This window comes from Pseudoalteromonas sp. S1608, from assembly GCF_005887265.1.
GTDB lineage: Bacteria > Pseudomonadota > Gammaproteobacteria > Enterobacterales > Alteromonadaceae > Pseudoalteromonas > Pseudoalteromonas undina.
On record NZ_PNDK01000039.1, the window covers coordinates 57720 to 83898 of the forward strand.

Here is a 26179-nt window from a genome sequence, read left to right on the forward strand (position 1 = left end):
TCCTTACTCTTGACCTGCATGACCGAATGCACGAAGAGATACACCCTCTAAGACACTCAATGCGACGTTATTTGTAATGCCTGTTACACTTATATAGTTTTCACCATTATCAGCAAGTGCAAAACTATCAGCGCTCGTATCAAGTAAGCGAATAGTCCAAGTACCTTTGGTTGATTCACCGTAAAATGCATTCGACATTAGTACCGCATCTTTTAAAATATAGCCTGCATTAAAACTAAAGTCGCTGCTAAGTGCAGGCAGAAATAGTGCCTGTTTAGATGAAAGCAATACACTTCTCGTTCCTGCTGGCGAGGTCACTTCGATAGCTAAATCGCTACCTGCTGAGGTTTGCGTTCCATCACCTAGACCAAAGGCCATTTCTGGATTGCTTACATCAAATTTAAATTGCATCGCTTCAATATTGAGCTCTTCTGTTACTACAATTTCTTGCGTTAAACCTGTTGCACTGTTATCAGGGATTTCTAATGTGAGGGCATTTTCAGCAACTACTGAACCAAAACCTTTCCAATCCGTGATTGCTTGCTCACCTAATGAAGTTTCGTAAGATTTAGCCATTGCAACAGCTGCACCAGCATCAACTCGACCAAAGCCATATAAATTATTAAAGCTATAACCTGCAGCATTTTCAACCCAACCATCATGCGCAGCAAACTCACCATCTGCAGTAGTTAAAGTCACAGAGGCATTTTCAGCGTCAATCAATGTGCTAGTTGAAGCTAAAATATGACGCACATCACGCCACGTTAAATCAGGGTTTGCTGAAAGAATTAACGATACTACACCTGAAGCATTAGGTGCAGCAGAAGAGGTACCATTAAACGTAGATGTATAATTACAACTCGCATTATCTTCATGGCTTGGGTAGTCAAATGGGAATTGGCTTGCAGCAAACTCTTCACCATAAGCATTAGCCCAAGCTGTAATTCCACGACCATTAAAGCCTGAGTAACCATTAATACAAGTCATTTGGTCTGTTGTTACCATAGCAGGAGCCAAACGCCCTGCTTCACCAGCTGGCGCTGAAACCATTAGGTTAGCACCTGCAGTTGAGTAGCTAGTATGCTTACCATTTGCATTTACTGCAGCAACACTTAAATAATAAGGATGGCCCTGGCTAGGCTCAAATGCACCATTATAACAAGTTAACCCTAGCTCATTTGCACCGTTATCTGCGCATAATGTTCCTTCATTAGTATCACCATCAAATGCATTACCACTCGATTTAATGTTAAGCGTACCTTTACCATCACGAAGGTATAAATTAGGATAAGACTCAATGGTTTCTTCTAATTCTGAATAAGCTATAAATGCAGGGAAAGTTATTCCATAACTACGGTTGAATGCAGAAATATTTTCTGTTGTGCTAATACCACTACCAGGGAAACCATGCACCATTAACTCAGTTTGTGGGATTTTGTCACCACCAAGGTAATTCATGCCAATTAAGCCAGTATCTGGTGCAACACCGCGGCCACCTTTGCCATTCCAACCTTTTGCAGCAATCAAACCTGCCACACTAGTACCATGATCACCACTATTCGCAGTACTTGTTGGATCTGTTCGATCTAATACAGTCGCATCCAAATTTAAAGAGCGGTTAGGTAATACGTTATCGATTAAATCTTCATGGCGGATTTCCATACCTGAGTCAATTACTACAGCTGTTACACCAGCCCCAGTAGCGCCTTGGCCGTAAGCAGATAAAACATTCATATCTTCACCAGCAACCAGTTCTGCTGCTTCTGATTCAGCGAAGTCAGCATCTAGTCTTGCTTTTGCATTTTCTTCGGTAAAGCCAAACCGACTTACATATAAGTCTATCAACCCTTGCTTCATCTCATCACTAAGAGAATATGCTTTCTGACCTGTGTTATTCAGGTGCCATTGCTGATTAGCAAGAGGGTCTCCAATAATTCCTGAAATATTAATTTTCGCAGAAGCCGTTTTGCCGTTTGCAGTTACTGTGTAATCAATAACTGCATCCTCAGCAGAAACAGGTACATATGTAAATGATGTACCGTCTACTGTTAACATGCCATGACTAAACTTAAACACACCATCTTGTGCAGTAACTTCCTCGCCATTTTCAGTAAAGCTAAAAGTAAGTGCATCACCATCATTATCACTCGCTTTAAAATCAGCAGTAACTGGTATCCATTGCTTTAAATCAACAACGACAACATCACTCGCTTTTGGTGCTACATCAGTAACAACCGGAACTTTACTGTTATTATCACTACCTCCACAACCCGATAGTGAAATCACTATTGCCGCTGACATTGCAGACAACTTAAAAATATTGTTTTTCATAAATGCTCTTCATTGGTTATTTTTATGATGCTCGAATGTACACAACCCAACAGCCGCCAACAACACTCTATTTACAACCATTCACAATAAAGATAGTACTAATTATTTCCAAATCCCATTAATAATATCAAAGTAATAATCTATGCATTCCCTTGAACTAAAGCCTGAGCTAAGATACAAAGATAATTAAAGAACCCTTAAAGGAGTAGAATAAAGTGAAATTGAAGCAAGTATTTATCGGGGCGTTACTATCTACATGCGCATTTAGCGTGTCTGCAAATTCTGCATTTAAAGAGCCGAGTGATGCGATTGAGTATCGCCAAGCTGCATTCTCTATGATTTCAGTTCAAATAGGCGATATGGGTGCTATGCTTAAGGGTAAAATTCCTTTTGATGCAGAGCAATTTAAGCAGCGTGCAAATAACGCAGCGGCATTGTCTAAAATGCCTTGGGAAGCTTTTTACGCAGGTACTGATAAGGGTGATACATCAGCACTTCCTGCGGTATGGTCTGAAAACGATACTTTTATGAAAAAAGCGACAGCATTTCAACAATATGCTGATGAACTTGCTGTAGCAGCTCAAACCGGTGACAAAGCTGTTATTGGTAAAGCGTTTGGTGCATGGGCTAAAGGCTGTAAAGATTGTCATAAGCAATTCAAAGACTAATATATACGGTGTATTAAGAACAAAAATGGCGCTGTATTAGCGCCACTTTTTTAACTAAGCAAATAACTTAAATGCTCACTTCCCCAGGTACTCATTAATAAAACCAGTAGTAGCAAAAATATAACCCATGCAACCCATGGTGACTTTGTCTCTGGCTCTGAGCTTTTTGTTGCTAGTGCTTTATTACCGGTGATCATTGCTTTGACCAAAGGCTTGCCTTTAATTTTGTAAGCAATAATAGCCACAACATGCAAAATAATCGCATAAAATAAAATATCAAAATTAATATGGTGCAGCCAATTGGCCAAATCAATCGTGTCACTCGATACATACTGCGCTAACGGGCCATCAGTTAAAATACCATCACTGCTCATTAAACCGCTTACTAGCTGCGCTATGATCAGAATAAAAAATAATAACACCATATAGCTACCAGGTGCAGAATGGCCCGCCTCATTTGTTTTTTTGCCAGCAAAAGAAGCAAGCACCGATTTAGGAGAGTGCAGTAATACCGATATTTTTGCTGTTTTACTGCCAAATAGGCCCCATATAATTCGTGTTGAAATAAGCGCTAAAGTAAAAAAGCCAACTACAAAATGAAGTTCGATCATGCCCTCTTCTGCACTAAAATAAAGCGCAGCAATACTCAATACTAATAACCAATGAAAGCTTCTTACAAAGCCATCCCACACTTTTACCTTAAACATTGCACCTTCCCTAAAAAAAAGTATCATCTAAAACGCTAACTATTTTAGCTTCTCAATATTAAGGTATCCCGATGAGTCTTTCTACCAGTGCGCAGAGTAAAACACATGCAATCAATTAAAAAACCAGTATTAAAAGGCTTTTTAGATATGCTGCCACTGTGTTTAGCGGTTATTCCTTGGGGCATTTTATGTGGCTCGTTAGCAATACAAAATGGCTTTACCCCTTTTGAAACTCAAGCCATGTCGCTACTGGTATTTGCAGGCTCGGCGCAGCTGGTTGCAATTGAGCTCATTGCTGGTAATACCCCTCTACTAACCATTCTTTTTACCACGTTTATTATTAGCTCTCGCCATTTTTTATATGGCTTGGCAGTTCGTCACAAAGTGATTGAGCAACCCATGCGATGGCGCCTGCCTGTCAGCTTTGTGTTAACTGATGAACTATTTGCTTTTTCGCACCACCCGCGCGCCTATCGTACTAAAACCCGTTTAATTTATGCATTGAGCGCAGGTTTTAGCTTTTATATTGCGTGGAATATTTGGACCCTCATTGGCATTGTAGCCGGTACTATGCTTCCAGATCTCACTAATTTAGGACTCGATTTTGCTATTGCAGCAACTTTTATTGCCTTAGTAATTCCAGGGATTAAAAACTTAGCTACTCTAGTTACAGTCATTGTTGCAGGGATCAGTGCCACTTTATTAAAAAGCACAGGCTTTGAATTATGGTTAGTATGCTCTGCGCTTCTAGCAATGAGCGCAGGTTACGCTGTTACCAGATTAGTGCAAAATAAGGGGGCCAAAAAATGATGACCACTATTTTACTAATGGCATGTATTACTTTTTTTACTCGCTATTTATTCTTACACCGCGCCTTGCCATTTAAAGTAGGGCCTAAAATGCAACAGTTTTTGAGCTTTAGTGCACCTGCGGTACTAACGGCGATTTGGGTGCCAATTGTATTTATAAATGACGAAGGTATTAATCTAAACTGGCAGAACCCTTATCTCAGTGCTGCCATAGTCGCTATTGTTGTTGCTTACAAAACGCATAATATTTACTTAACGACCTTGGCCGGTATGGGGCTATTTTTAATTTTAAATTAGCAGTAAGCGCTGTAAAAGTGACTTAGACTTTGTAGATCATCACGCAAGGGTTAGACTATGCAAAATAAACAAATAATAAGCGTATTTATATGCACCCATTCCATCAACTAAAGACTACCAGCCTACAAGGCCAGCCAATCGACTTTAAAGAGTTTGAAGGTAAAGTTGTATTAATCGTAAATACCGCAAGTGAATGTGGATTAACTTATCAATATCAGTCATTGCAAGCATTACATGAAAAGTATGCAAGCCAAGGTTTGATCATTATAGGCTTTCCATGTAACCAATTTGGTCAACAAGAGCCCGGCGACGCTGAGCAAATAGCGCAAGGTTGTTTAATAAATTACGGGGTTAGTTTTTTAATCGCAGAAAAAGTGAATGTAAATGGCCAGCATACAGATTCTGTTTTCCGCTATTTAAAGTCTGTACTACCGGGGTTTTTAACCCGAAAAATTAAGTGGAACTTCACTAAGTTTTTAGTAGCGGCAGATGGTACACCTATTAAGCGCTTTGCACCTATTACTAAACCTGAAAAACTAGAAAAAGTAATTGAAAAAGCTCTGCTTGCAGCTAAGGCTTAACCCCAAAAAACTATAAAGAGGCACAAAGCCTCTTTATTACAAACTGTAACGCTTATTTGTACTAGCGAGAGCTTAATCAATATAATCGTTTAAGTCATCTTCACCTAGATTTTTACGCAAGCGTTTTTGCTCAAGGTAATCCTCTAACTTTCTTTTCACCTTTTGCTTTTTCTTGTCGTGTTGATTACGCCCGACCATTTCGTATTCGTCTTCAACAAAATCATCATCTAGCGCATCGTAACTAAATGTCTTACCCACAACCCACTCCATAAAGTGTTTGAGACCAATTACGGATTTCTATATCGCGATAATTGGTGAAATTAAAATGTTCAACATAAATTAGCTGTACAAATTTACGTCAAAATAAAGCCACATAGCTATCCTAAATAGTCTCTGTGTCAGTATTGTGAATAAATAGCGTTAAATTTGAATTGTGGAAAGTGAGAGTTTTTTATCGTATCGATAAATTTTATTTATTAGCATTTAATTGTTGGTTATTTTGACCATATTTTAGTATTTTCAATGAGTACACTTTCGACTTTAAAGCATTCAAAAAATCTCAAGCCATTGTTTTAAAACATTAAAAATAATTGGCATCAAACTTGTTATAAGTTAATTATCATCAGCAAAAAGCAGAGAATAAACATGAAAAAATTATTATTAGTTAGCGCGATAATGTGCGCTCCAGTAGCAATGGCTCACAATACTAGCGACTCTTCAATTTCATTTAGTAACGATGAATGTAACGTTGAATTTAAGAACGATGTGCGCATCAAACCTAATGAATTAGAAATTTTTAAAGCCAATAATCAGCACATGCTATTTACCGCTGAAGGTGAGCTGTCTATCAATGGCGAGCAAGTAGCATTAAATAGTGCACAGCGCCAAGCAATGACCGACTACACAGACAATTTACGCGTGCAATTACCTGAAGTGGCCAATATTGCCCTTGAAGGGGTTAAAATTGCAGGTGTAGCATTAGAAGAAGTTGCAAATGCGTTTAATATTAACGGCCTCGATAATATTTCAGCCTTAATGGACGATATTCATCAAGAGGTTGAAAGCACCTTTTATCAGCAAGGTACTTTTGTAATGGGTCAACAAAGCTTTACTCAATTTGGTGAAAACTTTGAACAGCAGTTTGAAAAGCAAATAGAAACAGCAGTTGAATCAGCAGTAATGGAATCAATGGGCAGCATTTTAGTGGCATTGGGCTCTGAGTTAATGAGTTCAGGCGGTGACATGCAAGCATTTGAAGAGCGCATGGAAAATATGGGCGCACAAATAGAAGAAAAAGTAGAGCTGCATGCCAAAACACTTGAAAAGCGTGCAAATTCATTATGTGATGATTTTGTTGAAATAGCACAACAAGAAACGCAACTAACCGCTCAAGTTCCTGCATTAAAAGGCTATGAGCTATTTACTATTAAACAGCACTAATAGAATAATACCCCGCATTAATCTCCCTTTGCGGCATTTGCTTTTAAGCTATGCCGCATTTTGCCTTTTATACCCTATTTAAAACCATTTAACTCAAATAATAGACTGTTGAGCGGATCTACTCTTGCTGTGCAGCATTGTTTTGTGGCTTCATAGTAAAATACAAACCAAAGTATAATCTTCGCTTCGCTCTAGAATAGTTAAAATGCCACCCAAGCTGATGATTGTAAGCCCAAATTGCAAACATAATTAAACCCATCTTTTTAGATTTATATTCATGAGATGGTACGTTCCCCAGTTAGAAGCGTTTTAAAACGCAACTAACTCCAAAGTGCCTAGTAACCTAGGCACTTTTTTTATAATTTAAAAACCTCGCAACACTATTTTTATCGTTTATTTACTGCTCTTATCTGATAAATAATTAACCACCTATAAATAACATGTTAAATCTTTGAACAAAGCAAAGTTAAGCCCAACCAATACAAAATAATTTAATCTGAATAAATATTCAAAAAACTCTTTTTATAAACAGTTAAAACTCAAAAAAACCGAAAAAACCCCATATAAAAACGACATAGCAATGAGCCCAGATGAATAATTATACAAAAAATAACAAACCAGTGGTTGAACGAAAAATTAATAAGTCGCTTTCGGATTAAAAAAACTAATACTTCACCAGTAATTTTTATCGCTTTATTTTTAACCACCCTGCGTGCAAAATGCACATGTTTTCAACAGACACAACCATGGAGCGAATAAAATGAACCCAATTAATACACTTAACCAAACAGCCACAACTCACGTTGCCGTTAAGCCAACTAATCGCAAAGCAAAAATGCTAGCTAAACTTAACCGTTACGGAAAAAAATTAGCACTTGGCGGTGCAATTCAATACAAATAATCACCCAACCATGATTTTGTATTGTTGCAGCAAACACCCAACCTCTAATGAAGACTCTTCTTTAGCTCCTCCTGTTTGCTGCCAGCCACCTCATAGCTAAAAATCGCCTTAAATCTTCATTATTTATAAAAAAAACCGCATTTACGCTCACTTTTTAAGCAAACGATCTTTTTGCTATTTACACAGACTACTCTCCTAAGTATTATCCTGCATCACGACGTGGAGAGATGGCAGAGTGGTCGAATGCACCGGTCTTGAAAACCGGCAGGGGTTTATAGCCCCTCTAGGGTTCAAATCCCTATCTCTCCACCACTTATTTTTATTAATTGGTTTTATCCCGATTAATAATACGCAGAATAATGCGTCGGAGAGGTGTCCGAGTGGCCGAAGGAGCTCCCCTGCTAAGGGAGTATAGAGTTTGTAGCTCTATCGAGGGTTCGAATCCCTCCCTCTCCACCATTACTGAATATAAGCCACTTAATTGTGGTTTTTTTGTGCCTAAATTTTAACTCCGTTAAAAACTGGGAGGGTGAGAACCCTCGACAGGGTTCGATAAAGTGTCGGGAACAGTTTAGGCCGCTGCAAGCGTCGCGTAGCGATTGATTACATGGATGTAAGCAAGTCTATCCCTCCCTCTCCACCATTACTGAATATAAGCCACTTAATTGTGGTTTTTTTGTGCCTGAATTTTAACAACCTATGGAATTGTTCGTTTTGGAAGGCATACTTGACTTAGGCTATTAAATTAAACAAATTGTATGGTGTTACAACTTAGTGCATTATAAATGGTACTTTAAACCAGCTTAGGTTTAACCATGGCAAAGCTAATATTACTACTGTGTTTTTTTGGTGCCTGCACTGTCAGCATGGCAAATGAAGTGACGGTTTTTAAATGCACCATCAAAGGGGTGCCGACTTTCAGTCAAACTCCATGCGCTAAAGACGCTAAAGTGATCATGCTTAAAAACGTCAACATTATGCAAACCAATGCATTGCAATCTGAAAATGCCCTAGTTATCGATACCTCAGTTGATGACTACCTTGAGGTGCAACAAATAGAGCGCGATATTGTGCAGCTTGAGCTTAAAATAAAGCAATACCAGCAGGAATACGCGCAAAAGAAACAGCAAGTCGGTTACATGACCCAAGATAAAGCAAATCGTTTAGGCGCTAACTCGATTGCAGATGCAATTGCTACAGAAACTGCGGTACTTAAACAAAGATTTGAACCGCAAATAAAACAAGCACAACAACAAATAGCGGCACTCACTCAAAAAAAACAACAGCTTAATCAGCAGCCTTAATTACCTTTTTCACCGTAGTAATAAACGCTTGTATCTCTGACGCTGTATTGTATATGTGCGGTGAAATACGAATACCGAGTTTGCGCACATCCACACTTATATTTGCTGCCTCCAATTCCGCCAATACATTTTGTTGGTGCTTTGCAAAATCTAAAATAGCGGTACCACTGCACTGATCTTTATCGTTTGGCGATACTAAAAAAGCAGCCAGCTGCTGCTGAAGTAACGTTAACAACGCTAAATTATGCGCTCTCACTTTATCCACACCAAACTGGGCAATATATGCAATGCTATTACCAGCAATAACATAAGGGAGTATAGAAGGCGTACCGCCCCAAAACCTAAGTGTTTTAGCGTTATATTGAAAATGCGTAATATCAAACTCGAATGGATTTTGATGTGAAAACCAACCAACATCTTTTGGTTCACATTGCGTTATTTGCTGTGGATTTACCCATAAATAAGCAGCTCCAGGCCCCCCGCATAACCACTTCACACTTGAGCCAATCATAAAATCGGCATTTAACGCCGTTAGGTCTATAGGAATAACCCCTGCCGATTGCGCCACATCAATTATTGAGAGTGTGTTTGTCGCTTTACTAAGCGCCACAATATCGTTTAAAGGAGCTTGTACACCCGTATTAGAATAAACATGACTAACAAACACACCATCAATCTCTGGAGTTAAATATCGCTGCCATACCTGCCTATCACTTAGATCTTCATGCTCGGGGATGTAACGTATTGTTGCACATGCAGGGAGTGCTTTTTGCATTACAAACCCCATACTTGGAAAGTCGGCCTGCGCCATTAATACTGCGCAGTGTGGTTTATTAAACACGGGATGCGACATAAGCAATTTAGTTAAACCGCTAGATAAGTTAACCTGAGGACAAAATTGCTCACTTGGCGCATTAAATAGCTGCCCTAATGCACCCGTAAACTTTTCTATAGCCGGTAGCCATTGCTGCCATGGCTCTTTGGCACTTTCCTGCCAAGGAGTAAAAAACTGCTCAGTAGCATTTTCTAAAGTACTTTTTAGAGGACGACCAACAGAGTGGCTTAATAAATAGCAGCCCCTTGGCATATAAAAATCATTTTTAGCCATATTAGTTAATCCACTGTTTTAGCGTATTTAAGTCATCAAAGCGCGTATTAATATCGTCTCGCTTAGCTGCTGCACGTCTATCCCTTAATTTAGCTAAGGAATCTAGCAGTACCGGCAAAGGCGGTCCACTGGCAGTGACTTTATCAATATGCTGTTGTTGCATTTGCTGTGACGGTTGGGCAATAAACTTTTCGACCAGTTGGTTATGATGACCGATAGCGGTGTCACCATGTAATTTACACACTTGTATAAATAGTTTGCCGTGCTTTTGAAACCACTCTGTGTGTTTATATTGCTCGGCTTTTAAGAAGTCATCCATGAAGCTTTGCATACGCATGGCCTCTCGCAATATTTGTTGATCTTCTGGCATCATATATAAAAATTTATCCACCAGCATTTGCGAGTAACTCGGCTCATTTGCACTACAAAGTCCTAGCAGCATATCAATAACATTAATGCCGGCAAAATCTCCCGCATTTGCACCACGGTAAACCTCTTTACCTACCCTGTAAGGCTTGTAATATGGGCGTACACAATTAAAAAAACGCTCGGTATCAAGTTGAGTGTACAAGGCATTATTCGACGCTATTACATCAATAAGTGCTGTTTTAACCACCTCAAGTAGTTCAGCCGTGACAGGGTGTGAAATACCTAATGGCAGTATTTTTAGTAAAGCATCACTCGCGCGCTTATACGCTAAAATACCTTGGGTGTTGTAATCTAAAAACAAGGCTTCATCATCAAGATTTGTAAACCGTTTATAGATGCCATTAATGGCTTTATTATGAGTGGTTAAATGTGCGGTGGCAAAACGAGGAGTTACTCCAATAGAAGCACCAATATGCATAGCAAGCGCCGATGCTTCTATCAGCGGTGAACTATTCTCTCTGCTTGGCTCTGTAATTTCATGTCTACGGCAAGCCGCCATGAACAAGCCTACATTACCAAGTAAATCAAATGCGCTATCAAATCCTTCGTCGGTATTACCTTCAGCTAATAAATCGCTGATCAACGCATTACCTTGCTCTTTCAAGGCTTGCTTTAAGTTAGCCCCGACCCCTTCAACATTTGCTTTATCATCTTGTTGCCAATACAACTCTTCTAACTGAGAGTTTAGAGCAACAAACTCAGACCTAATCCAATTATCAAATTTAGCAGTGTAAGAACTCATGACTACATCCTGTTATTATTATTTTTTAATGCTAGCAAAGATCCCAGAGGTTAAAACGCTAAAAAAAATAGTAATAGTGATTATTGTTAGCAATAATCACTATTACTAGACAAATAATTAATAAGATTCTATAGCCATGTTAGATAATAAAGATCAGCAGCTACTCGTTGCCTTGCAGTCGCAAGCCCGAATGTCGGTATCAGAATTAGCCAATACCATTAATCTCTCGGATACTCCTACTCTAAGGCGCATTAAAAAACTTGAGCAAGAACAGGTTATTATTGGTTATCACGCAGCTATTAACCCTAAGTCACTCAATCTTAATGTACTGGTTTATGCTTTCGTGCGACTGTGTCAAAACTCAGTGAGTGCTGCACAACAGTTTGAACAACATGTAGAAAAACTACCGCATGTACTTGAGTGCTCAGTGATCTCAGGCAGCCACGACTATTTATTAAAAATTATCTCTCAGGATTTAGAAAGTTATGAGCAGTTTGTAAAGCACCAACTAGGAAGCTTAAGCTGTATCGCCAACATAGAATCAACCGTTGTATTAAAGCAGTCATTTAGTAAAAAACAGTTACCACTTTAAAAAATAATACTATTTAGTACTGATTCGCTATACTGAGATTCAACTATAAAAATAATATTAAACAAGGATGCATGTGAAGATTTTTCGTTCAACATCCAGTTCTTTTGCTTTTTACATATTGTTTGCGGTTGCTTATTTTGCAACTGGTAAGTTATTAACTAATTTTGCTTTTCAATCACAAGTAATCCCTATCTGGCTCCCTGCAGGTATTGCCCTAGTTGGCTGTTTTATCTGGTGGTGGCGTTTTATTCCAGCATTATTTATTGCCTCTGTCGCCTTTAATTTAAGTACCGGTGATAACGTTATTACTGATCAAGTTTTAATTGGCAATACATTAGAACAGGTGTTACTAATCGGCTTTGGTGCTGTACTACAAGGGATGATTGGCGCAGCTTTTTTAAAATACTGGCTAGGTCATCCGCTGTTCTTAAAGAAGCGCCAATCAATAATTTATTTTATTTTTATCGTTGGTATTGTCGTTAGCCTAATATCGGCCAATATTGGCGTCTATGCTTTAAGTCAGTTTAACCCTGCTTACAGTATTGATAATCATTGGAGAAATGTTACTTTTTGGTGGCTTGGTGATTCTCTTGGTGTGCTGATCGCAACTCCTTTTATATTGGCGTTATTACAACCTAAATTTAAACGACATTACTTCACCCCACTACCTACCATCGCAGTTTGCTCGGTATTATTCATCTCTGTAGCTTTTACCACAAAGCTATATAATCAAGAGAGTTATTCAAATGCGATACAAATTGCCAAACGCGAAACATCTATCATTGAAAATAGTTTACTGAGCAATTTAAATCTCAGTCAAATAACCGTACAAAGCCTAGCAAGCCAAATACAATCAACACCGACTTTAAGCAAGCAAGAGTTTGATATTTACAGTGCTCAACTATTGGCTGAGCATTCATTTATTAAAGCATTTTCATGGAACCGCAAAATTAACCAGGCTCAGGTCAGTGACTTTAACAAACAGCTTGATGAAATTTATAATACACACAACTTTGCTCCGAGCATTAAAGGCGCCCCATTATCAAACAACGATCCATTGGTGATTATCACTTATATTGCTCCTTTGTCAGAAAACCAATCCGCCATAGGTTTTAATCTCAACTCTCGTAAAGATCGTCGTGAGACTTTACTCGATCCACGTATCAAAAATCGCCCTGTCGGTACTAAAATAATTCAATTAGTTCAAACACAGCGACCTGAACCCGCGTATTTATTATTTTCTCCTGTGTATCAACAAAATAATGAGATTGCATCAATTAAAGGCTACGCAACAGGCGTATTTTTAGTGAAAAACATACTTGCTCAATCGCTTACCCAAGCACAAAATAAAATGTTTAATATCGCTATTTATGAAGCCAATGCTATCAATCCCTTTTATTCAAACGTCGAAAGCAAACCAACCAAAAGCAATAAACTTACAACTATCGAAATTAATTTTGCAGGACAAACATGGCTAGTAGATTTAGCGATTAAAGATGAATTCTTACCGCATCAAACTAATAATATGACACTCTTTTTACTTATTTTACAGGTCATTGTAAGCTCACTCATTTTACTTATATTACTATTGTTTAATCACCAACACCTTGCACTTTCACGTTTGGTAGCAGAGCGAACTCGCTCTCTCGTTAAGGCTAAACAGCATTCTGATTTGGCAAATCAAGCTAAAAGCCGGTTTTTAGCAAATATGAGCCATGAAATTCGCACCCCGCTTAACGCTGTGATCGGCTTTTCAACCTTAGCTAAAAATGAAGAGAGTCCTGAAACTCTTTCTGATTATTTAAATAAAATTAATTTAGCATCTAACTCATTATTAAGTTTAATCAATGATGTACTCGATATCTCTAAAATTGAATCACAAAAACTAACCTTAGAAGTTGCTCCTTTTGATTTGAATGCTCTTCTTGCTCGGATCAGTAGTATGTTCGAGCAAAGCGCTGAACAAAAAGGTATTAACTGGAAAGTTGATAACCAATTACCAACCGACATTTGGTTTGAAGGTGATGTTATGCGAATTGAGCAAATTTTATTAAACCTGTGTAGTAACGCTATTAAGTTTACTTACGAAGGTGAAGTAAGTATTAGCGCATACAGCAAGGAGATCGCCGATAAACGTCATCAAATTACCTTGGCTATTAGGGACTCGGGTATCGGTATTGCCGCTTCAGAGCAAAGTAAATTATTTGATGCATTCACCCAAGCTGATAGCTCAACATCACGTAAGTTTGGTGGTACAGGGCTTGGTTTGGCAATCGCAAAAGAACTTAGCTTATTAATGTCTGGAGATATCAAAGTACAAAGTGAGCCAGGTAAAGGCTCCACTTTTACTCTGTCTGTCGAGTTAAATACCTGTGCTGTACAACAAGTAACGGCGAAGCACTCGCAACAGCATGTTGATTTAAGCAAACTAAAAATACTGGTTGCAGAAGATAACAGCGTCAATCAATTAGTGATAAAAGCAATGCTTAGCTCTTTGGGGATCACCCCAACATTGGTTGAAAATGGAGAGTTGGCAGTAGAACAAGTTAAAATAAATGACTTCGATTTAGTGTTAATGGATTGCCAAATGCCAGTTATGGACGGTTACCAGGCCACCGCATTGATACGGAAAACTAAAAGTGCTGAACAATTACCTGTGATCGCCTTAACCGCTGATGTAATGCCTGAAGATAAAGCCAATGCCTTAGCAATTGGTTTTAACGAACATCTTGCAAAACCTCTCGAACTCGATAAGCTCACACAATGCTTATCTCAATATATCGAGCAGGATGAACCATAAGGTTTTATCCAAAATAGAAAACCGAATATGGCTGTCGAATTATTATCAAAATTAACAAGTAACACACAGACAACAGTAGTAGGCAAAGCATTATGAGCCACTTTTCTCACAGTTGGTTTAATAGTATTAATCAAATTGATGCTACACAGTGGCATCAATTTTTTGGTAATGACCCATTCACCCAACATGCTTTTTTATACGCACTTGAGCAAAGCCAATGTGTAAGTGCTAAAACAGGTTGGCAGCCTCATCACTTAGCCGTTTATGAAGGCGATAAACTCATTGCGCTTGCCCCTGGCTACTTAAAAGCGCACTCCTACGGTGAATATGTATTTGACTGGGCATGGGCTGAAGCTTATGAAAAAAATGGCTTAGATTATTACCCTAAATGGCTATGTGGTATTCCCTTTAGCCCGATTGAGGGACAAAGAATACGTATTATGCATAGCAATCCAAAGCTAGTGTATAAGTACATAACAGAGCAACTTAATAGCCACTGCGCAGAACAGGCATGGTCAGGCTGGCATGTAAACTTTTGCGACAAAGCACAAGCCACCCATCTTTATGATACCGGTGCTATGCGAAGAATCGGCGTGCAGTTTCAATGGTTTAATAATAACTTTAAAGATTTTGACGATTTTTTAAAAACCTTTAATGCCCGAAAGCGTAAAGCCGTTAAAAAAGAGCGCGCTAAAATCACAGAGCAAAATATTAGTATTGAATGGCTCAAAGGCGAGAAAATCACTACCGCTACAATGCAGCTTTTTTGTGAGTTTTATCAACGCACTTATTTAAAACGATCGGGTCATTTAGGCTACTTAAACAGTGATTTTTTTAGCTTGTTACACGCTTTAATGGCTGACAAATTGCTCATTATGCTAGCCAAAAGAGACCAGCAAGTAATTGCCGCCACCTTAAGCTTAATTGATGATAATACCCTTTACGGCCGCTATTGGGGTGCTAGTGAAGAGATAGATTCGCTTCACTTTGAGCTGTGTTATTACCAAGGGATTGATTATGCTATTAAGCATAACATTCAGTGCTTTAATGCTGGGGCACAAGGAGAGCATAAAATCGCTCGTGGTTTTCAACCGGTAATCACTTACTCTGCCCATCACATTGTTCACCCCGATTTTAATAATGCCATTGCAGATTACTTAGAACGCGAATGCCAACATATCGAAATTTACAAACAACAATGTAGCACTTTATTGCCGTTTAAAAATGAGTAACTGATTATTTGCAGGCATCGCAGTATCGCTGAGTAACTTAAGCCCATATTGCACTGCAAGCTGCTCAACCGCTTCGAAATCACGAATACCACTAAGTGGATCGCGACTTTGCAATAAACTATTAAATTCATCATTACTGGGGCTGGTAAACTCCCCTTTATATTTGAAAGGGCCATATACACACACCACCCCTTGCTGGTTTAAGTGCTGATTTACTCCAGCAAAAAAACGCGTAATTAACTCCCAGCTCACTATGTGAAAAGTATTAGCAGTATATACAGCATCCACTTTATTTACTGGCCAAGAATAGTTTAGATCAAGTAATAAAGGCGGATGCAAGTTTGCCAGTTGCACCTCATCATGCCATAACTTTATTCCTTGATGATTAACCTCTCGATCACTGGTATACCATTGTAAATGTGGCAATTTTTTGGCAAAGAAAACACTATGCTGACCCGTCCCCGAGCCTATCTCAAGTACTGATGCTGCATTTTGCAATGCAGGCTGCAAAGCCTTAAGTATATGATTTTTATTATTTTCGCAGGCTTGTGAAAACGGTTTGGTCATACTAATGCACCTAAATTGCAAATGAATGCACAATAGTAAAACAAATTTCAGCTATTCTGTCGTGAGTAAATTGACCAAAATAATAAAATAACATCAATTTCAATACGTTAAATTATCTTTACCGAGCTGGTACGCTATATGCTTTTATTAAATTACTCACTTAATGAGTACTAAACTACAAAAGGATAACATTATGTATATTTCACCTTATACCGCAGTAGATGCTGCAATGGCAGTTACAGACAAAAGCCTAGATAAAACGAGTTATGAAACAGATTGTAGAGCAACGGTTATCGACTTACTTTCTCATGTAAAAAATACTCAAAAGGCACAAAACAAACATGAAACAGACCAAATATTTATTCTTGGCTACAATTAAAATTCTGTTTAGCCTTGTAACCGGCTGTTTATATAAATACATTATTTAAGTCGACTTAAAATCAGTTTAAGTCGACTTTTTAGTTTTAATCCCACTTGTTAACTTGCCTTGACGCCCTCTACTTTTTAGCTATACCGTTGTAAATAGTAATAACAGCACCATATCTTTTTATATAGCGTAGTTAAATGTCATATATTCTCTTTTATAGGAGTACTAATGAGTAACTTTAGAACAGAATCAGATAGCATGGGCACACTCAACGTGCCCGCTGACGCACTTTATAAAGCACAGACCCAACGCGCCATTAATAACTTTACGATCAGCAGCCTCACAATGCCGCAGCAATTTATTATTGCCTTAGCGTATATCAAGCAAGCTGCTGCAATAGCCAATTTCAAACTAGGTCATTTAGATAAAACGAAAGCAAATGCGATCGACCGTGCCTGCCAAGAAATTATTGATGGTAAGCATTATGAGCATTTCCCCGTTGATATTTTTCAAACTGGCTCAGGTACTAGCTCAAATATGAATGCTAATGAGGTCATTGCGAGCTTAGCCTCAAAACATGCTAACCAAGCTATTCACCCAAATGACGATGTGAATATGGGGCAAAGCTCTAATGACGTTATTCCCACTGCGATTGCTTTGAGTAGTGCGATCAGCGTTGATAAAAAATTACTGCCAGCACTAGCAAATTTAGCAGACGCCTTAGAGCAAAAAAAAGCAGACATCGGTCACATAGTTAAAACTGGGCGCACTCATTTAATGGATGCAATGCCAATAACTTTTGAGCAAACACTCAGCGCATGGCAATCGCAGGTAAAGCATGCAGCTAGCGGTATTGAGCATGCGCTGATGCGTGTCTGTGAGCTAGCGCAAGGTGGCACAGCAGTAGGTACAGGTATTAATGCCGACCCACAATTTGCCGCTCTATTTGCCACACAGCTAACTGAAAAGGTAGGGATTCAATTTACTCCTAGCGATAACTTTTTTTATAATATTGGATCGCAAGATGCGATTGTCGCTTTATCAGGACAGCTAAAAGTCTATGCAGTTGCACAAATGAAAATAGCCAATGATTTACGTTGGATGAACTCAGGTCCACTTGCGGGACTTTCAGAAATTGAACTTGAAGCATTACAGCCTGGCTCATCAATTATGCCTGGTAAAGTGAATCCGGTGATCCCAGAAGCCGCTGCAATGGTTAGCGCCCAAGTCATTGGTAACGACGCAACTATTACGGTTGCAGGCCAAGCTGGCAACTTTGAGCTTAACGTAATGCTGCCGGTAATCGCTTACAATATTTTGCAAAGTACCGAGATACTCGCTAATAGCGCGCAAGCGTTGGCAGATAAAGCCATTGCTAGCTTTAAAGTTAATCAAACTCAGATTGATAAAGCATTAACTAAAAACCCGATTTTAGTGACTGCGCTAAACCCTGTTATTGGCTACGAAAAAGCAGCAAAAATTGCTAAGCAAGCTTATCAGCAAGCACAGCCAATTATTGATATCGCTGAGCAAGAAACCGACCTATCTCGATCAGAATTAGAGGCATTACTCAATCCAGCTAAATTAACGCAAGGCGGGTTAACTTAAAAACTCTCCTTATCACCTCTTTAATATGTTGATAGTAGAGTTTTTATTGCTGTAATGAATGCACAGTGTATGATAGTGATGAATAATTCATCACTATCAGGAACGATTATGCGTACTCCATTACTCGCTCTACTGCTACCGCTTTGCTTAACGGCGTGCTTAGAAACAACCTCAAATAAAACTGAGCAAACTAAAACCAATGCGGTAGAAAATACGTCTACGCCGATACCGCAACAAAAATTACCACAAGCGAATAAGCAAAATAAAATAGCACAGCCATTACCAGCTGATGCAGCAAAAGAAGTGTCGCTTGATGATATTAAAACAGCAAAAGATAAGCTAAACAGCCTCATAGCAGATAAGCAATGTTCAACGAGTTCACAGTGTAAAGTGAATGCTGTTGGTAGCCGTGCCTGTGGTGGGCCGAGCGATTATATTGTGTACTCTACACAAAGCGCCCCCCAAAAACAGATTTCAGCCCTAAGCGATACAATTACTCAATTGGAAAGTACTTATAATGCGCAAAAAGGCATGATGAGTATTTGCCAACATTTAACTGCGCCTAGTACCCAGTGCGTTGAAAATAAATGTGTTAAACTTGAAGGCTCTGCGGTAAGTGTATTTTAAGGATTAGATTATGAGTTGTTTGTCATCCGTAATTAAACTATCAGCTGCCAGTGTTGTCATGACTATGCTGCTTAGCGGTTGCAGTAGCGCACTAACACCAAGCACAGCTCAAAACGCGAGTGAATCTGTTTTAAATACTCAGCTTAATGAGCTTACAAGTAATAAAAGCTGCACAGCCAGTTATCAATGTAAGGTGTTAGGTGTTGGCTCGCGTGTCTGTGGAGGGCCGAGTAAGTATGTTGTATATTCAACATTAAATAACTCTCAAAAGCATGCCGAGCAATTAGCACAAAAAATCACTCAGCAAGAACAACAAAATAACACTGCGCTTGAGTTCGATGACTGTTCACCAGTGCTAGAAGTTCACTCTTTATGTATTGATAACCAATGTAAAACCGTTAATTACCAGTAGCAATTCGTTTCGGTGTTAATTTAATAGTGGTATTAACACCGAAATAACCACTACCATGAAAATACATACACCAGCCTTAAAAATGTATTCCAAAGGCATGTTCTTTTGTACCCAATAAGCATATATAAAACGCACAAAGTAACTTGCCGCTGTGCCAAATAACGCAAACATAAGTAAGTAGGCAATCAATATAATATTCACAGCTGCACTTCTTTAGAAATAATAACCTCAGTGTAAGTATTTTATATAAAGAAGGCAAAAGGGTTACTTAGTCTTTTTTGTATGCTCAATAAGTAGATCTGCTACCTGTTGCTTTACCGCTCTTTTATCATCTACTGCAACTTCAAACCGACTAGCCAATTGCGCTATTTCATCATCATTTAAATTAAACGATAAACGCTGCCGTGTTTTTTTAGACTTTACATCAAGGCCTAAAATTTTGCGGATCATATCTGAGGGAGTAAGTTCTTGGTCGATAGCTTGTTTTTTTATCGACTTTTGTACCTCACTACTCAAATCAAAGGCCATTTGCGTGGCGCGCACAGCTTGCTCTTGGCGCAACCACTTGTCTTTAGCATCACTCACTGGGCATCTCCAGGAAACAAGTCAACAATATCGCTAATTGGGCGAGTTAATGTCAGTGATACTTCTGTTTCACCTCCCTCCCAAATTTCGATATTAACGCTATGCCCTTCATCGGGTGACGCTAAACAAATCATTTCACAGGGTTCACCACCGTCTTGCTCATAGCGAGGTAGCGCTTGGCCACGAAAATCTTTATTATGAAAATAACATACATAAGGTGATTCACTTTGTTGATAACTGCCAGCTAAAAACTGCATAAAGCGCTCAGGCGTATTTTTAACTGTAATTAGCGTTAACGATTCTTCATCAAAAATACGTGAAAAATCATCCAAACCAAATACTTCATCAACATCATCACGCTGAATCTTTATTGAGAAATTAGCCCACTGCTCACCATCGTTTTGTTCTATTTGTAAAAACACCACTTGGCCTGTGTTAGTTTCAAGTACGAATTCAGTATCACTACTATGTTGGTACTGATACGTTTGCACATCAATAACGCGAAGTGTTTGGCCTTTGAGCCATGCAGGATAAGCAAACGAGTCAATCACTGTAAACATGTCACCTTTTTTAAGGTCACTCGCGTGATTAAGCTGACGTTCTGGCTTTTTTTTAGATTTGAAAAAATTAAACATATAAGGTGCCTCTGTAAGCAAAAAAGGTAACGGAGCAAAACTCGGTTACCTTTTTAATATGGTTCTAAATGTTAGCTATTTTGCTTCGCTTTAATGCGCGCTAAAATATCAGCACTTTTTGGATTGGTATCACCAATACCCGCTTCAGCCATTTTAGCTTTTAAATCATCGCCATTAACATCTGCTTCTAGAGACTTTGCAGCACCTAATTGATCAGTACGGTCTTGTTGGCGTTGCTTAATGCGCTCAAGCGACTGACGAGCTGATGTCATCGACGAGCTATTAGTATTAAGCGTGCTATTTACAGCCATTGTCGCTTGTTGAACGCTTTCTGTGGTTTTAACCATAGTAAGCTGACGCTGGTTTTCTTTAATTGATTTTTCAGCATCTTTAACTTGCTGCTTCAAGGTCACTATGTGATTAGTAAAGCCCGCTAATACTTGCTCGTGTTCGGCTTTCTCAGCTTCAAAGTCACCAATTTTTTCTGCAATTTCTAATGCTAATGCTTCATTCCCTTTTTCAAGGGCTTGACCTGCATACGCTTCGTGCTCAGCAATTGATGCATCTACAGCGCTAATTTTACGCTTAGTTTGCATCTCTTTAGCCATTACTTCTGTCAGGCTTTTTTTAGCACGATTCAGTGCATTTTGTGCATCGGCAATTTCTTGTTCAAAAATACGAATACCATTCGCATCAACAATTGCTTCGCCCGCTTCACGCGCGCCACCACGTACCGCTGTAAATAATTTTTTTAAAATACTCATAATCTTAACTCCAAAAACTTGTTTATATCCTATTAGGTAAAGCGAGAGCCATATACTATTAGCAATCAGCACTTACCTAGGCGGGTATCCTAATCGTTTAAATACAAGGTCACGGCTTCTAGTGCATCAATGGCGTTATCAGCTAATGTCACTAGTTCGTGGGTAACGTCATCTAATGATGAATTTACCGAAAGTGCACCAAAAATTGCATATTTATTATCAATTTTAGCAAATGCACTTAGCGGAATTGGCACGTTTAAACGCAGTAGTGTTTCGTTTAACTCGTCACGTAACTCGCTTTTTACTTCGTCTTCACCAAACAAATAGCTAATACATAATAGTTGCTCTTGTGTTTGGGTAACAAAAATTGGAAGCTCATCGTTTCCATCAACAATGACTTGTAAAACATCTTGCTCACCTGGGTTGGCAATCAAGAAAGACTCAAAGTTAGCACCCTCAGTTTCAAAAGACGCTAATTTTATTGAAAGTTCATTTAATTCCATGTCTCTGCCTTTTTGTCGTTTGACATATTATGTCTGAGTTAAGATTCGCATGGTCGACATATTATGTCAACCATGTTTTATTAATTTTTATACAATTCACTTTCTATTTGCCAAGCAGCCCGGTAATAATCATATAAACGACCAGAACCTAACCTATTGACTTCAATATCGTTAACTTGTTCAAAATAGTTATTAGGAAATGCAAAACTGGCTAATAAATATTTTTTACTAATCCACCGAGAGGGCACTGGCATATCCGTTATATTGCTAATACGTGCACTTGGTGATTGCCCCATTTTAGTAGCAATAGTCCACCCCCACTGACCAAACGAAGGGATGTTTTGCTGATATTGCTCTACATAATCAAAACCTGCGGCTTTCACCGTTTTAGCAATACTTAAAAATGCCTTTTTCGCATGATAAGGCGAGGTTGACTGTACCGCCATAGCACCATCAGGTGCCAATAATTGGCGCACATGGTTATAAAAATAGTCGCTATACATCTTATTCAGATCGGGATGATTAGGGTCTGGCAGGTCAATTAGGATAGTATCGAACTGCTTTGACTGATCCAGTAGCCTCTCAACTTCTAAAAATGCATCACCCACAATAATATTTGCTCGGGGGTCATGCATCGATTCATTATTGAGTGCCACTAATCGCTGTTTAATATCATCAGGCGGTGTGTATTGATTATCTTTATGACCAAATAAATTGAGTAGCTGTCCATCTAAATCAATTAAAGTCACTTCCTCAACCGGCCACTTTAATACATCACGCATGGCCAATCCGTCACCGCCACCAATAATCAAAATACGGTCATGACGATTAGATGCGAGCATTGCAGGATAAACAAGCATTGAGTGATATATTTGCTCATCAATACTTGAGAACTGCAAACGACCATTTAAGTATAGATCGGTGATTGGCTGTGGCTGATTTTTACTTAAGCGTTCGGTTAACACCACATGCTGGTATTTCGTTGCTTGGGAATAAATAACTTTATCTTTGTATAGTACGTTACTTAGATTATCCATCCAGCTACTACCAAACTGCAAAATAAAAGCGAATAACACCAGCAGTAATATATGGCAAACCAATAGCAACTTAGCAAAGCGTACATAGCTATGGTAACGCCATAAAAAGGCAAGGCCGGCAATAATGTTAAATAGCGCTGTCCAAGCAGCGGCTTGCATTATTGGCATCGCGAGCATAATACTTACCCAAATTGCCGCGCCAATACCGGCGCCAATATAGTCAGCCCCATATATAGTGCCGGCGTTATTTTCTAAAAAACGTCCATAAACATGCTGGCGAATACGCGCAATAAGCGGTATTTCCATACCAATAAATAGCCCTAATATTAAGCCAAATACATAAGGTAAAAAGCGAGACCACTCTTGCAGCTTTTGAAACACATAACCATTAAGAATAACGTCAGGTGGAATATTAAAAATACTTGAGAATAAATGAGGGAGTGAATAACTAACAGCAATGATACTGGCAATGGCTAATATACAGCCCATACCTATGAGCGCAATAATGCTTTCTAGCCAGGCAAATGCGGTAAAGGCATCTTTAAACCAACGCGCTAAAAATGCACCCATCCCCATAGCTACAATCATAGTGCCTATCATGGCGTAAATTGCACTCTCAACTGAGCCTAGTACTCGGCCAGCGTAATGAGAAAGTAAGTATTCATAAATAAGGCCGCACCCTGCGAGTACGGCCATAACAGTGATCAGTAAAATATCATGCCCAAGTAAATAAAATTTACTTGGGGAAGCTTGAGTTGATGACACGTGATTATGCACCCAGTAGTGTGGCCATAGTGATCCCGACAGCAAATGACACTGCTGCGGAAATAGCGGCAACACCCACATTCTTTTGACGATTCACTTCATCTGAAATATTACACCCAGCAAGAATGATTTTAATCGTCAGTAAGTGCAGTAAAATGAAAGCAACCAAACTAACAACGGCACTTAGCGCCCAGTAAAGTAAACTCGCGTTAATATTATCGGCAGCATAGGGAGCAATACCTGTTGCAGCAGTAATGGCTAATGCACTACCAATTAAAAAGCCGGCATAGCGAACACCTACTGCTAAATTACCATCAACAATGGCTTGTTGTAGGCAATCACCGCTTTTATTGGTGCGTTTAAATAACTGCACTCGGTATTGGCTTACTAAAAGCAGTACCACACTACCAATCACAAACGCAGCAATAACAATAGGAATGCCATGCCAACCTTCAGTAGCAACCCACAATAGTGCAGAGCGGATAACCACTGCAACACTTACTACATGGCCAAAATCAATAATTGACGCAGTAACGTTACCTTTGACTATTTCGTTATGTAAGCTCACTTTACGCAGCGCCACTTTATCTTGAAAAAAGTGACCCAGCTTTATAAGCAAAATTGCTAATGCGCCATAGCCAAGCATTAACAGAGCTTCTTTTTGTAACGTAGCAGCAAAGGCACCACTACTCACGCCCGTTAACACAATCGCAAGTGCCACCAAACCAGCGGCAAAGCTTATTCCAAATGCAAAGTTATCGCGCTCGGTAATTTCATCATTGGCGTGTAAATTAGATACCCAACCTTTAATATACTTTAAGCTCACAAACAGTAAGATGATAATTGCAAAGTCCACAGACAGTGCTTGCAAAGACCACATAGTTATTCCATTAAATTCATACATATTATTCTAACTCCAACGTTATTCTTTACTTACCACGACTTACGCCGCGCGAGGTTCTGCTACTGCTATTACGAACCGATCCTGAATTATTGCTATAACTACTCGCTCTTGAGTAACTGCTGCGACTTTTAGGCGGCGTATAACTGCTGCGACTCAAACCTGATGCACCTGTTTTTTTACTCGCATAAGGACTAGTGAACTGCTTGCCTTGGCGTTGGTAAGATTGTCGTGTACGTGTTTCTAACGCACTTTGGGTTTTTATTTGTTTAGGGCTTGAGTAACGAGTACGACCATAGTCATTGTAGTAACTATACTTGCGGCGTTTACTCCAACTTCCGTATTCAACTCGGTCAAATACATCACCCAAAATACGGTACATGCCGTACCATTGCCAAAAACTAATACCGCTACTATTCGTTTGCCAATTACCATAGTTAGGATTACCTACCATTTGGTTACCAACCCCTTGGCCTTCAGCTTTTTGGCTTATAGCGCCAACTCGTGCCAAAGAGCCATTCGACATATCCGCAAGCATATTAATAGGATCGGTTAAGGCATCAGAAAATAACGTTGGCTTGGCCGCCTCACGCAATAAATCAATATTGTATAAAGTGTCTTCGTAAGGAGGAATTAAGTAATTACCCTTAATATCATCAAGACGTTGGGTTAAGCCACTATAAAGGGCTCCTTGGCGTGTGGCATCAAGGCTAACGACATCAACAACCTTACTGAGTTCAGGCTGCTGTTGTTTAAGGATACGACTGTATTCTTTAAGAATAATCGCATTACGTATACTACCATTATCAAGTGCTTTACCAAGCTGAGTAAGCTCGACATCGGCCTTTTTAATGGACTCTTGAATTGTTTGTTGTAGCTGTTCTTCTTTAGATTGACAACCAATCAGTGCTGTAAACAAACAAAACAGGCTGAGAAGTTTCCAAGCTTTTATATTCGACATTCATGTCACCTGATTTACTAAATTATCCTAGATAGTTTTACACAGGACAGTTATTAAACCAACAATGAAATTGCAACAAGATGATAATTTAGGGACTAGTTTAAAGATGCAAAGAGAATAACTAAGATCAGTAAAGACGGAGTGCTGATGGTAATACTTCAAAACTGAGGGCTTTAGGCTTAACACTGACTTGGATTTGGAGTAAGTATACTACTTTGCAGCGACAGCGCAGTAGTATGTCGTGGGATTGGGTCTGTTCAATTCTCTTCCTTTAACCTAATACCTTTCAGCTCGAACCTTCTTTTTACTTTATTCCAGACGTAAAAAAGCCCGACTCTTTCGAATCGGGCTTTCTTGTATTTGGAGCCTGGTAATGTCCTACTTTCACATAACAAATGCTACACTATCATCGGCGCTGTTTCGTTTCACTACTGAGTTCGGCATGGGGTCAGGTGGGTCCAAAACGCTATTGTCACCAAACAATTGTGATTGTAAGTCCGTATCGG

28 protein-coding genes, 2 tRNA genes and 1 rRNA gene are annotated in these 26179 nt (G+C 39.1%); 16 read left to right on the forward strand and 15 right to left on the reverse strand.

The genetic code is table 11. The features are described 5' to 3' along the window. Positions 1–3 precede the first annotated feature (3 nt). Positions 4–2331 (reverse strand): S8 family serine peptidase, encoded by a 2328-nt coding sequence (locus tag CWB75_RS14930; RefSeq protein ID WP_138571075.1) that lies wholly within the window; start codon positions 2329–2331, stop codon positions 4–6. A 215-nt stretch (positions 2332–2546) separates the two neighbouring features. Here CWB75_RS14930 and CWB75_RS14935 point away from each other — a divergent pair, with 215 nt between their 5' ends. Continuing rightward, complete coding sequence (locus CWB75_RS14935) at positions 2547–2999, forward strand: c-type cytochrome (RefSeq protein ID WP_010392576.1); 453 nt, start codon at positions 2547–2549, stop codon at positions 2997–2999. A gap of 50 nt (positions 3000–3049) precedes the next feature. Here the strand turns inward: CWB75_RS14935 and CWB75_RS14940 are convergent, their stop codons facing one another. Continuing rightward, complete coding sequence (locus CWB75_RS14940) at positions 3050–3706, reverse strand: cytochrome b/b6 domain-containing protein (protein ID WP_138571076.1); 657 nt, start codon at positions 3704–3706, stop codon at positions 3050–3052. A gap of 105 nt (positions 3707–3811) precedes the next feature. On the opposite strand from CWB75_RS14940, the gene CWB75_RS14945 reads away from it, so the two are divergent. From CWB75_RS14945 to CWB75_RS14955, 3 genes are all read left to right on the forward strand, one after another. Continuing rightward, on the forward strand, positions 3812–4516 hold the full coding sequence (locus tag CWB75_RS14945; protein WP_010392571.1) for an AzlC family ABC transporter permease: 705 nt from the start codon (positions 3812–3814) through the stop codon (positions 4514–4516). After that, entirely contained in the window at positions 4513–4812 is a 300-nt protein-coding gene (locus tag CWB75_RS14950) for an AzlD domain-containing protein (protein WP_008108977.1), read from the forward strand. The genes CWB75_RS14945 and CWB75_RS14950 overlap by 4 nt, the downstream gene beginning before the upstream one ends. Positions 4813–4901: 89 nt before the next feature. Next, the gene (locus tag CWB75_RS14955) at positions 4902–5393 is read left to right on the forward strand and encodes a glutathione peroxidase (RefSeq protein WP_010392568.1); all 492 of its coding nucleotides are present in this window, start codon (positions 4902–4904) and stop codon (positions 5391–5393) included. A 72-nt stretch (positions 5394–5465) separates the two neighbouring features. On the opposite strand, the gene CWB75_RS14960 is transcribed toward CWB75_RS14955, so the two are convergent. Beyond that, a complete protein-coding gene (locus tag CWB75_RS14960) occupies positions 5466–5651 on the reverse strand; it encodes a PA3496 family putative envelope integrity protein (RefSeq protein WP_008108975.1) in 186 nt (61 codons plus the stop codon). A 387-nt stretch (positions 5652–6038) separates the two neighbouring features. Here CWB75_RS14960 and CWB75_RS14965 point away from each other — a divergent pair, with 387 nt between their 5' ends. From CWB75_RS14965 to CWB75_RS14980, 5 genes are all read left to right on the forward strand, one after another. Then, a complete protein-coding gene (locus tag CWB75_RS14965) occupies positions 6039–6833 on the forward strand; it encodes a YggN family protein (RefSeq protein ID WP_055013079.1) in 795 nt (264 codons plus the stop codon). A gap of 760 nt (positions 6834–7593) precedes the next feature. Further along, complete coding sequence (locus CWB75_RS19100; RefSeq protein ID WP_010392563.1) at positions 7594–7734, forward strand: hypothetical protein; 141 nt, start codon at positions 7594–7596, stop codon at positions 7732–7734. 221 nt (positions 7735–7955) lie between these two features. Beyond that, positions 7956–8046 (forward strand) — tRNA-Ser (locus CWB75_RS14970). 54 nt (positions 8047–8100) lie between these two features. Continuing rightward, positions 8101–8193 (forward strand) — tRNA-Ser (locus CWB75_RS14975). 356 nt (positions 8194–8549) lie between these two features. Then, complete coding sequence (locus tag CWB75_RS14980) at positions 8550–9038, forward strand: RNA-binding protein (protein WP_138571077.1); 489 nt, start codon at positions 8550–8552, stop codon at positions 9036–9038. Here CWB75_RS14980 and CWB75_RS14985 read toward each other — a convergent pair. Both CWB75_RS14985 and CWB75_RS14990 read right to left on the reverse strand, forming a co-directional pair. After that, positions 9022–10146 carry an aminotransferase class V-fold PLP-dependent enzyme gene (locus tag CWB75_RS14985; protein ID WP_138571078.1) on the reverse strand — a complete coding sequence of 375 codons (1125 nt, stop codon included), beginning with the start codon at positions 10144–10146 and terminating at the stop codon, positions 9022–9024. The two genes, CWB75_RS14980 and CWB75_RS14985, sit on opposite strands and share 17 nt — an antisense overlap. Position 10147: 1 nt before the next feature. Further along, positions 10148–11317: a PrnB family protein gene (locus CWB75_RS14990; protein ID WP_138571079.1), complete on the reverse strand. Its 1170-nt coding sequence runs from the start codon at positions 11315–11317 to the stop codon at positions 10148–10150. Positions 11318–11453: 136 nt separating this feature from the next. Between CWB75_RS14990 and CWB75_RS14995 the strand changes: the two genes are divergently transcribed. From CWB75_RS14995 to CWB75_RS15005, 3 genes are all read left to right on the forward strand, one after another. After that, entirely contained in the window at positions 11454–11909 is a 456-nt protein-coding gene (locus tag CWB75_RS14995; RefSeq protein ID WP_010392556.1) for an Lrp/AsnC family transcriptional regulator, read from the forward strand. Between the two features lie 73 nt (positions 11910–11982). Beyond that, positions 11983–14709 carry an ATP-binding protein gene (locus tag CWB75_RS15000; protein WP_138571080.1) on the forward strand — a complete coding sequence of 909 codons (2727 nt, stop codon included), beginning with the start codon at positions 11983–11985 and terminating at the stop codon, positions 14707–14709. Positions 14710–14801: 92 nt separating this feature from the next. Further along, positions 14802–15941, forward strand: coding sequence for a GNAT family N-acetyltransferase (locus CWB75_RS15005; protein ID WP_138571081.1), 1140 nt, complete (start codon positions 14802–14804; stop codon positions 15939–15941). On the opposite strand, the gene CWB75_RS15010 is transcribed toward CWB75_RS15005, so the two are convergent. Continuing rightward, positions 15918–16508 (reverse strand): DUF938 domain-containing protein, encoded by a 591-nt coding sequence (locus CWB75_RS15010; protein ID WP_010392551.1) that lies wholly within the window; start codon positions 16506–16508, stop codon positions 15918–15920. The genes CWB75_RS15005 and CWB75_RS15010 overlap by 24 nt on opposite strands. 193 nt (positions 16509–16701) lie before the next feature. Between CWB75_RS15010 and CWB75_RS15015 the strand changes: the two genes are divergently transcribed. The 4 genes from CWB75_RS15015 to CWB75_RS15030 all read left to right on the forward strand — a co-directional run bounded on the left by CWB75_RS15015 (position 16702) and on the right by CWB75_RS15030 (position 19522). Continuing rightward, a complete protein-coding gene (locus CWB75_RS15015) occupies positions 16702–16887 on the forward strand; it encodes a hypothetical protein (protein ID WP_008113269.1) in 186 nt (61 codons plus the stop codon). Between the two features lie 216 nt (positions 16888–17103). Then, positions 17104–18483 (forward strand): class II fumarate hydratase, encoded by a 1380-nt coding sequence (locus CWB75_RS15020; RefSeq protein WP_138571082.1) that lies wholly within the window; start codon positions 17104–17106, stop codon positions 18481–18483. A 108-nt stretch (positions 18484–18591) separates the two neighbouring features. Then, complete coding sequence (locus CWB75_RS15025) at positions 18592–19110, forward strand: hypothetical protein (protein WP_171039124.1); 519 nt, start codon at positions 18592–18594, stop codon at positions 19108–19110. 10 nt (positions 19111–19120) lie between these two features. Beyond that, positions 19121–19522 (forward strand): hypothetical protein, encoded by a 402-nt coding sequence (locus CWB75_RS15030; protein ID WP_138571084.1) that lies wholly within the window; start codon positions 19121–19123, stop codon positions 19520–19522. Positions 19523–19537: 15 nt separating this feature from the next. Here the strand turns inward: CWB75_RS15030 and CWB75_RS19225 are convergent, their stop codons facing one another. From CWB75_RS19225 to rrf, 9 genes are all read right to left on the reverse strand, one after another. Further along, positions 19538–19723: a hypothetical protein gene (locus tag CWB75_RS19225; protein ID WP_021033113.1), complete on the reverse strand. Its 186-nt coding sequence runs from the start codon at positions 19721–19723 to the stop codon at positions 19538–19540. Between the two features lie 63 nt (positions 19724–19786). Then, positions 19787–20107: a hypothetical protein gene (locus CWB75_RS15040; RefSeq protein WP_010392540.1), complete on the reverse strand. Its 321-nt coding sequence runs from the start codon at positions 20105–20107 to the stop codon at positions 19787–19789. After that, a complete protein-coding gene (locus CWB75_RS15045) occupies positions 20104–20742 on the reverse strand; it encodes a DUF4178 domain-containing protein (protein ID WP_138571085.1) in 639 nt (212 codons plus the stop codon). Before CWB75_RS15045 ends, CWB75_RS15040 begins: the two co-directional genes overlap by 4 nt. 71 nt (positions 20743–20813) lie before the next feature. Continuing rightward, entirely contained in the window at positions 20814–21506 is a 693-nt protein-coding gene (locus tag CWB75_RS15050) for a PspA/IM30 family protein (RefSeq protein WP_055013441.1), read from the reverse strand. Between the two features lie 89 nt (positions 21507–21595). Further along, complete coding sequence (locus CWB75_RS15055; protein WP_008113284.1) at positions 21596–22009, reverse strand: YjfI family protein; 414 nt, start codon at positions 22007–22009, stop codon at positions 21596–21598. 80 nt (positions 22010–22089) lie between these two features. Continuing rightward, positions 22090–23811 (reverse strand): polyamine aminopropyltransferase, encoded by a 1722-nt coding sequence (locus tag CWB75_RS15060; protein WP_138571086.1) that lies wholly within the window; start codon positions 23809–23811, stop codon positions 22090–22092. A gap of 4 nt (positions 23812–23815) precedes the next feature. Next, a complete protein-coding gene (locus CWB75_RS15065) occupies positions 23816–24715 on the reverse strand; it encodes a DUF350 domain-containing protein (RefSeq protein WP_041709155.1) in 900 nt (299 codons plus the stop codon). Positions 24716–24740: 25 nt separating this feature from the next. Continuing rightward, positions 24741–25673, reverse strand: a complete 933-nt coding sequence (locus CWB75_RS15070) for a hypothetical protein (RefSeq protein WP_008113289.1) — start codon at positions 25671–25673, stop codon at positions 24741–24743. Between the two features lie 365 nt (positions 25674–26038). Beyond that, a 5S ribosomal RNA gene (gene rrf / locus CWB75_RS15075) occupies positions 26039–26153 on the reverse strand. Positions 26154–26179 lie beyond the last annotated feature (26 nt).

Excerpts from the sequence above, each read along its gene's own strand:
- CWB75_RS14930 (WP_138571075.1), bottom strand. The coding sequence starts at position 2,331 with ATGAAAAACAATATTTTTAAGTTGTCTGCAATGTCAGCGGCAATAGTG.
- CWB75_RS14940 (WP_138571076.1), bottom strand. The coding sequence starts at position 3,706 with ATGTTTAAGGTAAAAGTGTGGGATGGCTTTGTAAGAAGCTTTCATTGG.
- CWB75_RS14945 (WP_010392571.1), top strand. The coding sequence starts at position 3,812 with ATGCAATCAATTAAAAAACCAGTATTAAAAGGCTTTTTAGATATGCTG.
- CWB75_RS14950 (WP_008108977.1), top strand. The coding sequence starts at position 4,513 with ATGATGACCACTATTTTACTAATGGCATGTATTACTTTTTTTACTCGC.
- CWB75_RS14955 (WP_010392568.1), top strand. The coding sequence starts at position 4,902 with ATGCACCCATTCCATCAACTAAAGACTACCAGCCTACAAGGCCAGCCA.
- CWB75_RS14965 (WP_055013079.1), top strand. The coding sequence starts at position 6,039 with ATGAAAAAATTATTATTAGTTAGCGCGATAATGTGCGCTCCAGTAGCA.
- CWB75_RS19100 (WP_010392563.1), top strand. The coding sequence starts at position 7,594 with ATGAACCCAATTAATACACTTAACCAAACAGCCACAACTCACGTTGCC.
- CWB75_RS14980 (WP_138571077.1), top strand. The coding sequence starts at position 8,550 with ATGGCAAAGCTAATATTACTACTGTGTTTTTTTGGTGCCTGCACTGTC.
- CWB75_RS14985 (WP_138571078.1), bottom strand. The coding sequence starts at position 10,146 with ATGGCTAAAAATGATTTTTATATGCCAAGGGGCTGCTATTTATTAAGC.
- CWB75_RS14990 (WP_138571079.1), bottom strand. The coding sequence starts at position 11,317 with ATGAGTTCTTACACTGCTAAATTTGATAATTGGATTAGGTCTGAGTTT.
- CWB75_RS14995 (WP_010392556.1), top strand. The coding sequence starts at position 11,454 with ATGTTAGATAATAAAGATCAGCAGCTACTCGTTGCCTTGCAGTCGCAA.
- CWB75_RS15005 (WP_138571081.1), top strand. The coding sequence starts at position 14,802 with ATGAGCCACTTTTCTCACAGTTGGTTTAATAGTATTAATCAAATTGAT.
- CWB75_RS15010 (WP_010392551.1), bottom strand. The coding sequence starts at position 16,508 with ATGACCAAACCGTTTTCACAAGCCTGCGAAAATAATAAAAATCATATA.
- CWB75_RS15015 (WP_008113269.1), top strand. The coding sequence starts at position 16,702 with ATGTATATTTCACCTTATACCGCAGTAGATGCTGCAATGGCAGTTACA.
- CWB75_RS15020 (WP_138571082.1), top strand. The coding sequence starts at position 17,104 with ATGAGTAACTTTAGAACAGAATCAGATAGCATGGGCACACTCAACGTG.
- CWB75_RS15025 (WP_171039124.1), top strand. The coding sequence starts at position 18,592 with ATGCGTACTCCATTACTCGCTCTACTGCTACCGCTTTGCTTAACGGCG.
- CWB75_RS15030 (WP_138571084.1), top strand. The coding sequence starts at position 19,121 with ATGAGTTGTTTGTCATCCGTAATTAAACTATCAGCTGCCAGTGTTGTC.
- CWB75_RS15045 (WP_138571085.1), bottom strand. The coding sequence starts at position 20,742 with ATGTTTAATTTTTTCAAATCTAAAAAAAAGCCAGAACGTCAGCTTAAT.
- CWB75_RS15050 (WP_055013441.1), bottom strand. The coding sequence starts at position 21,506 with ATGAGTATTTTAAAAAAATTATTTACAGCGGTACGTGGTGGCGCGCGT.
- CWB75_RS15055 (WP_008113284.1), bottom strand. The coding sequence starts at position 22,009 with ATGGAATTAAATGAACTTTCAATAAAATTAGCGTCTTTTGAAACTGAG.
- CWB75_RS15065 (WP_041709155.1), bottom strand. The coding sequence starts at position 24,715 with ATGTATGAATTTAATGGAATAACTATGTGGTCTTTGCAAGCACTGTCT.
- CWB75_RS15070 (WP_008113289.1), bottom strand. The coding sequence starts at position 25,673 with ATGTCGAATATAAAAGCTTGGAAACTTCTCAGCCTGTTTTGTTTGTTT.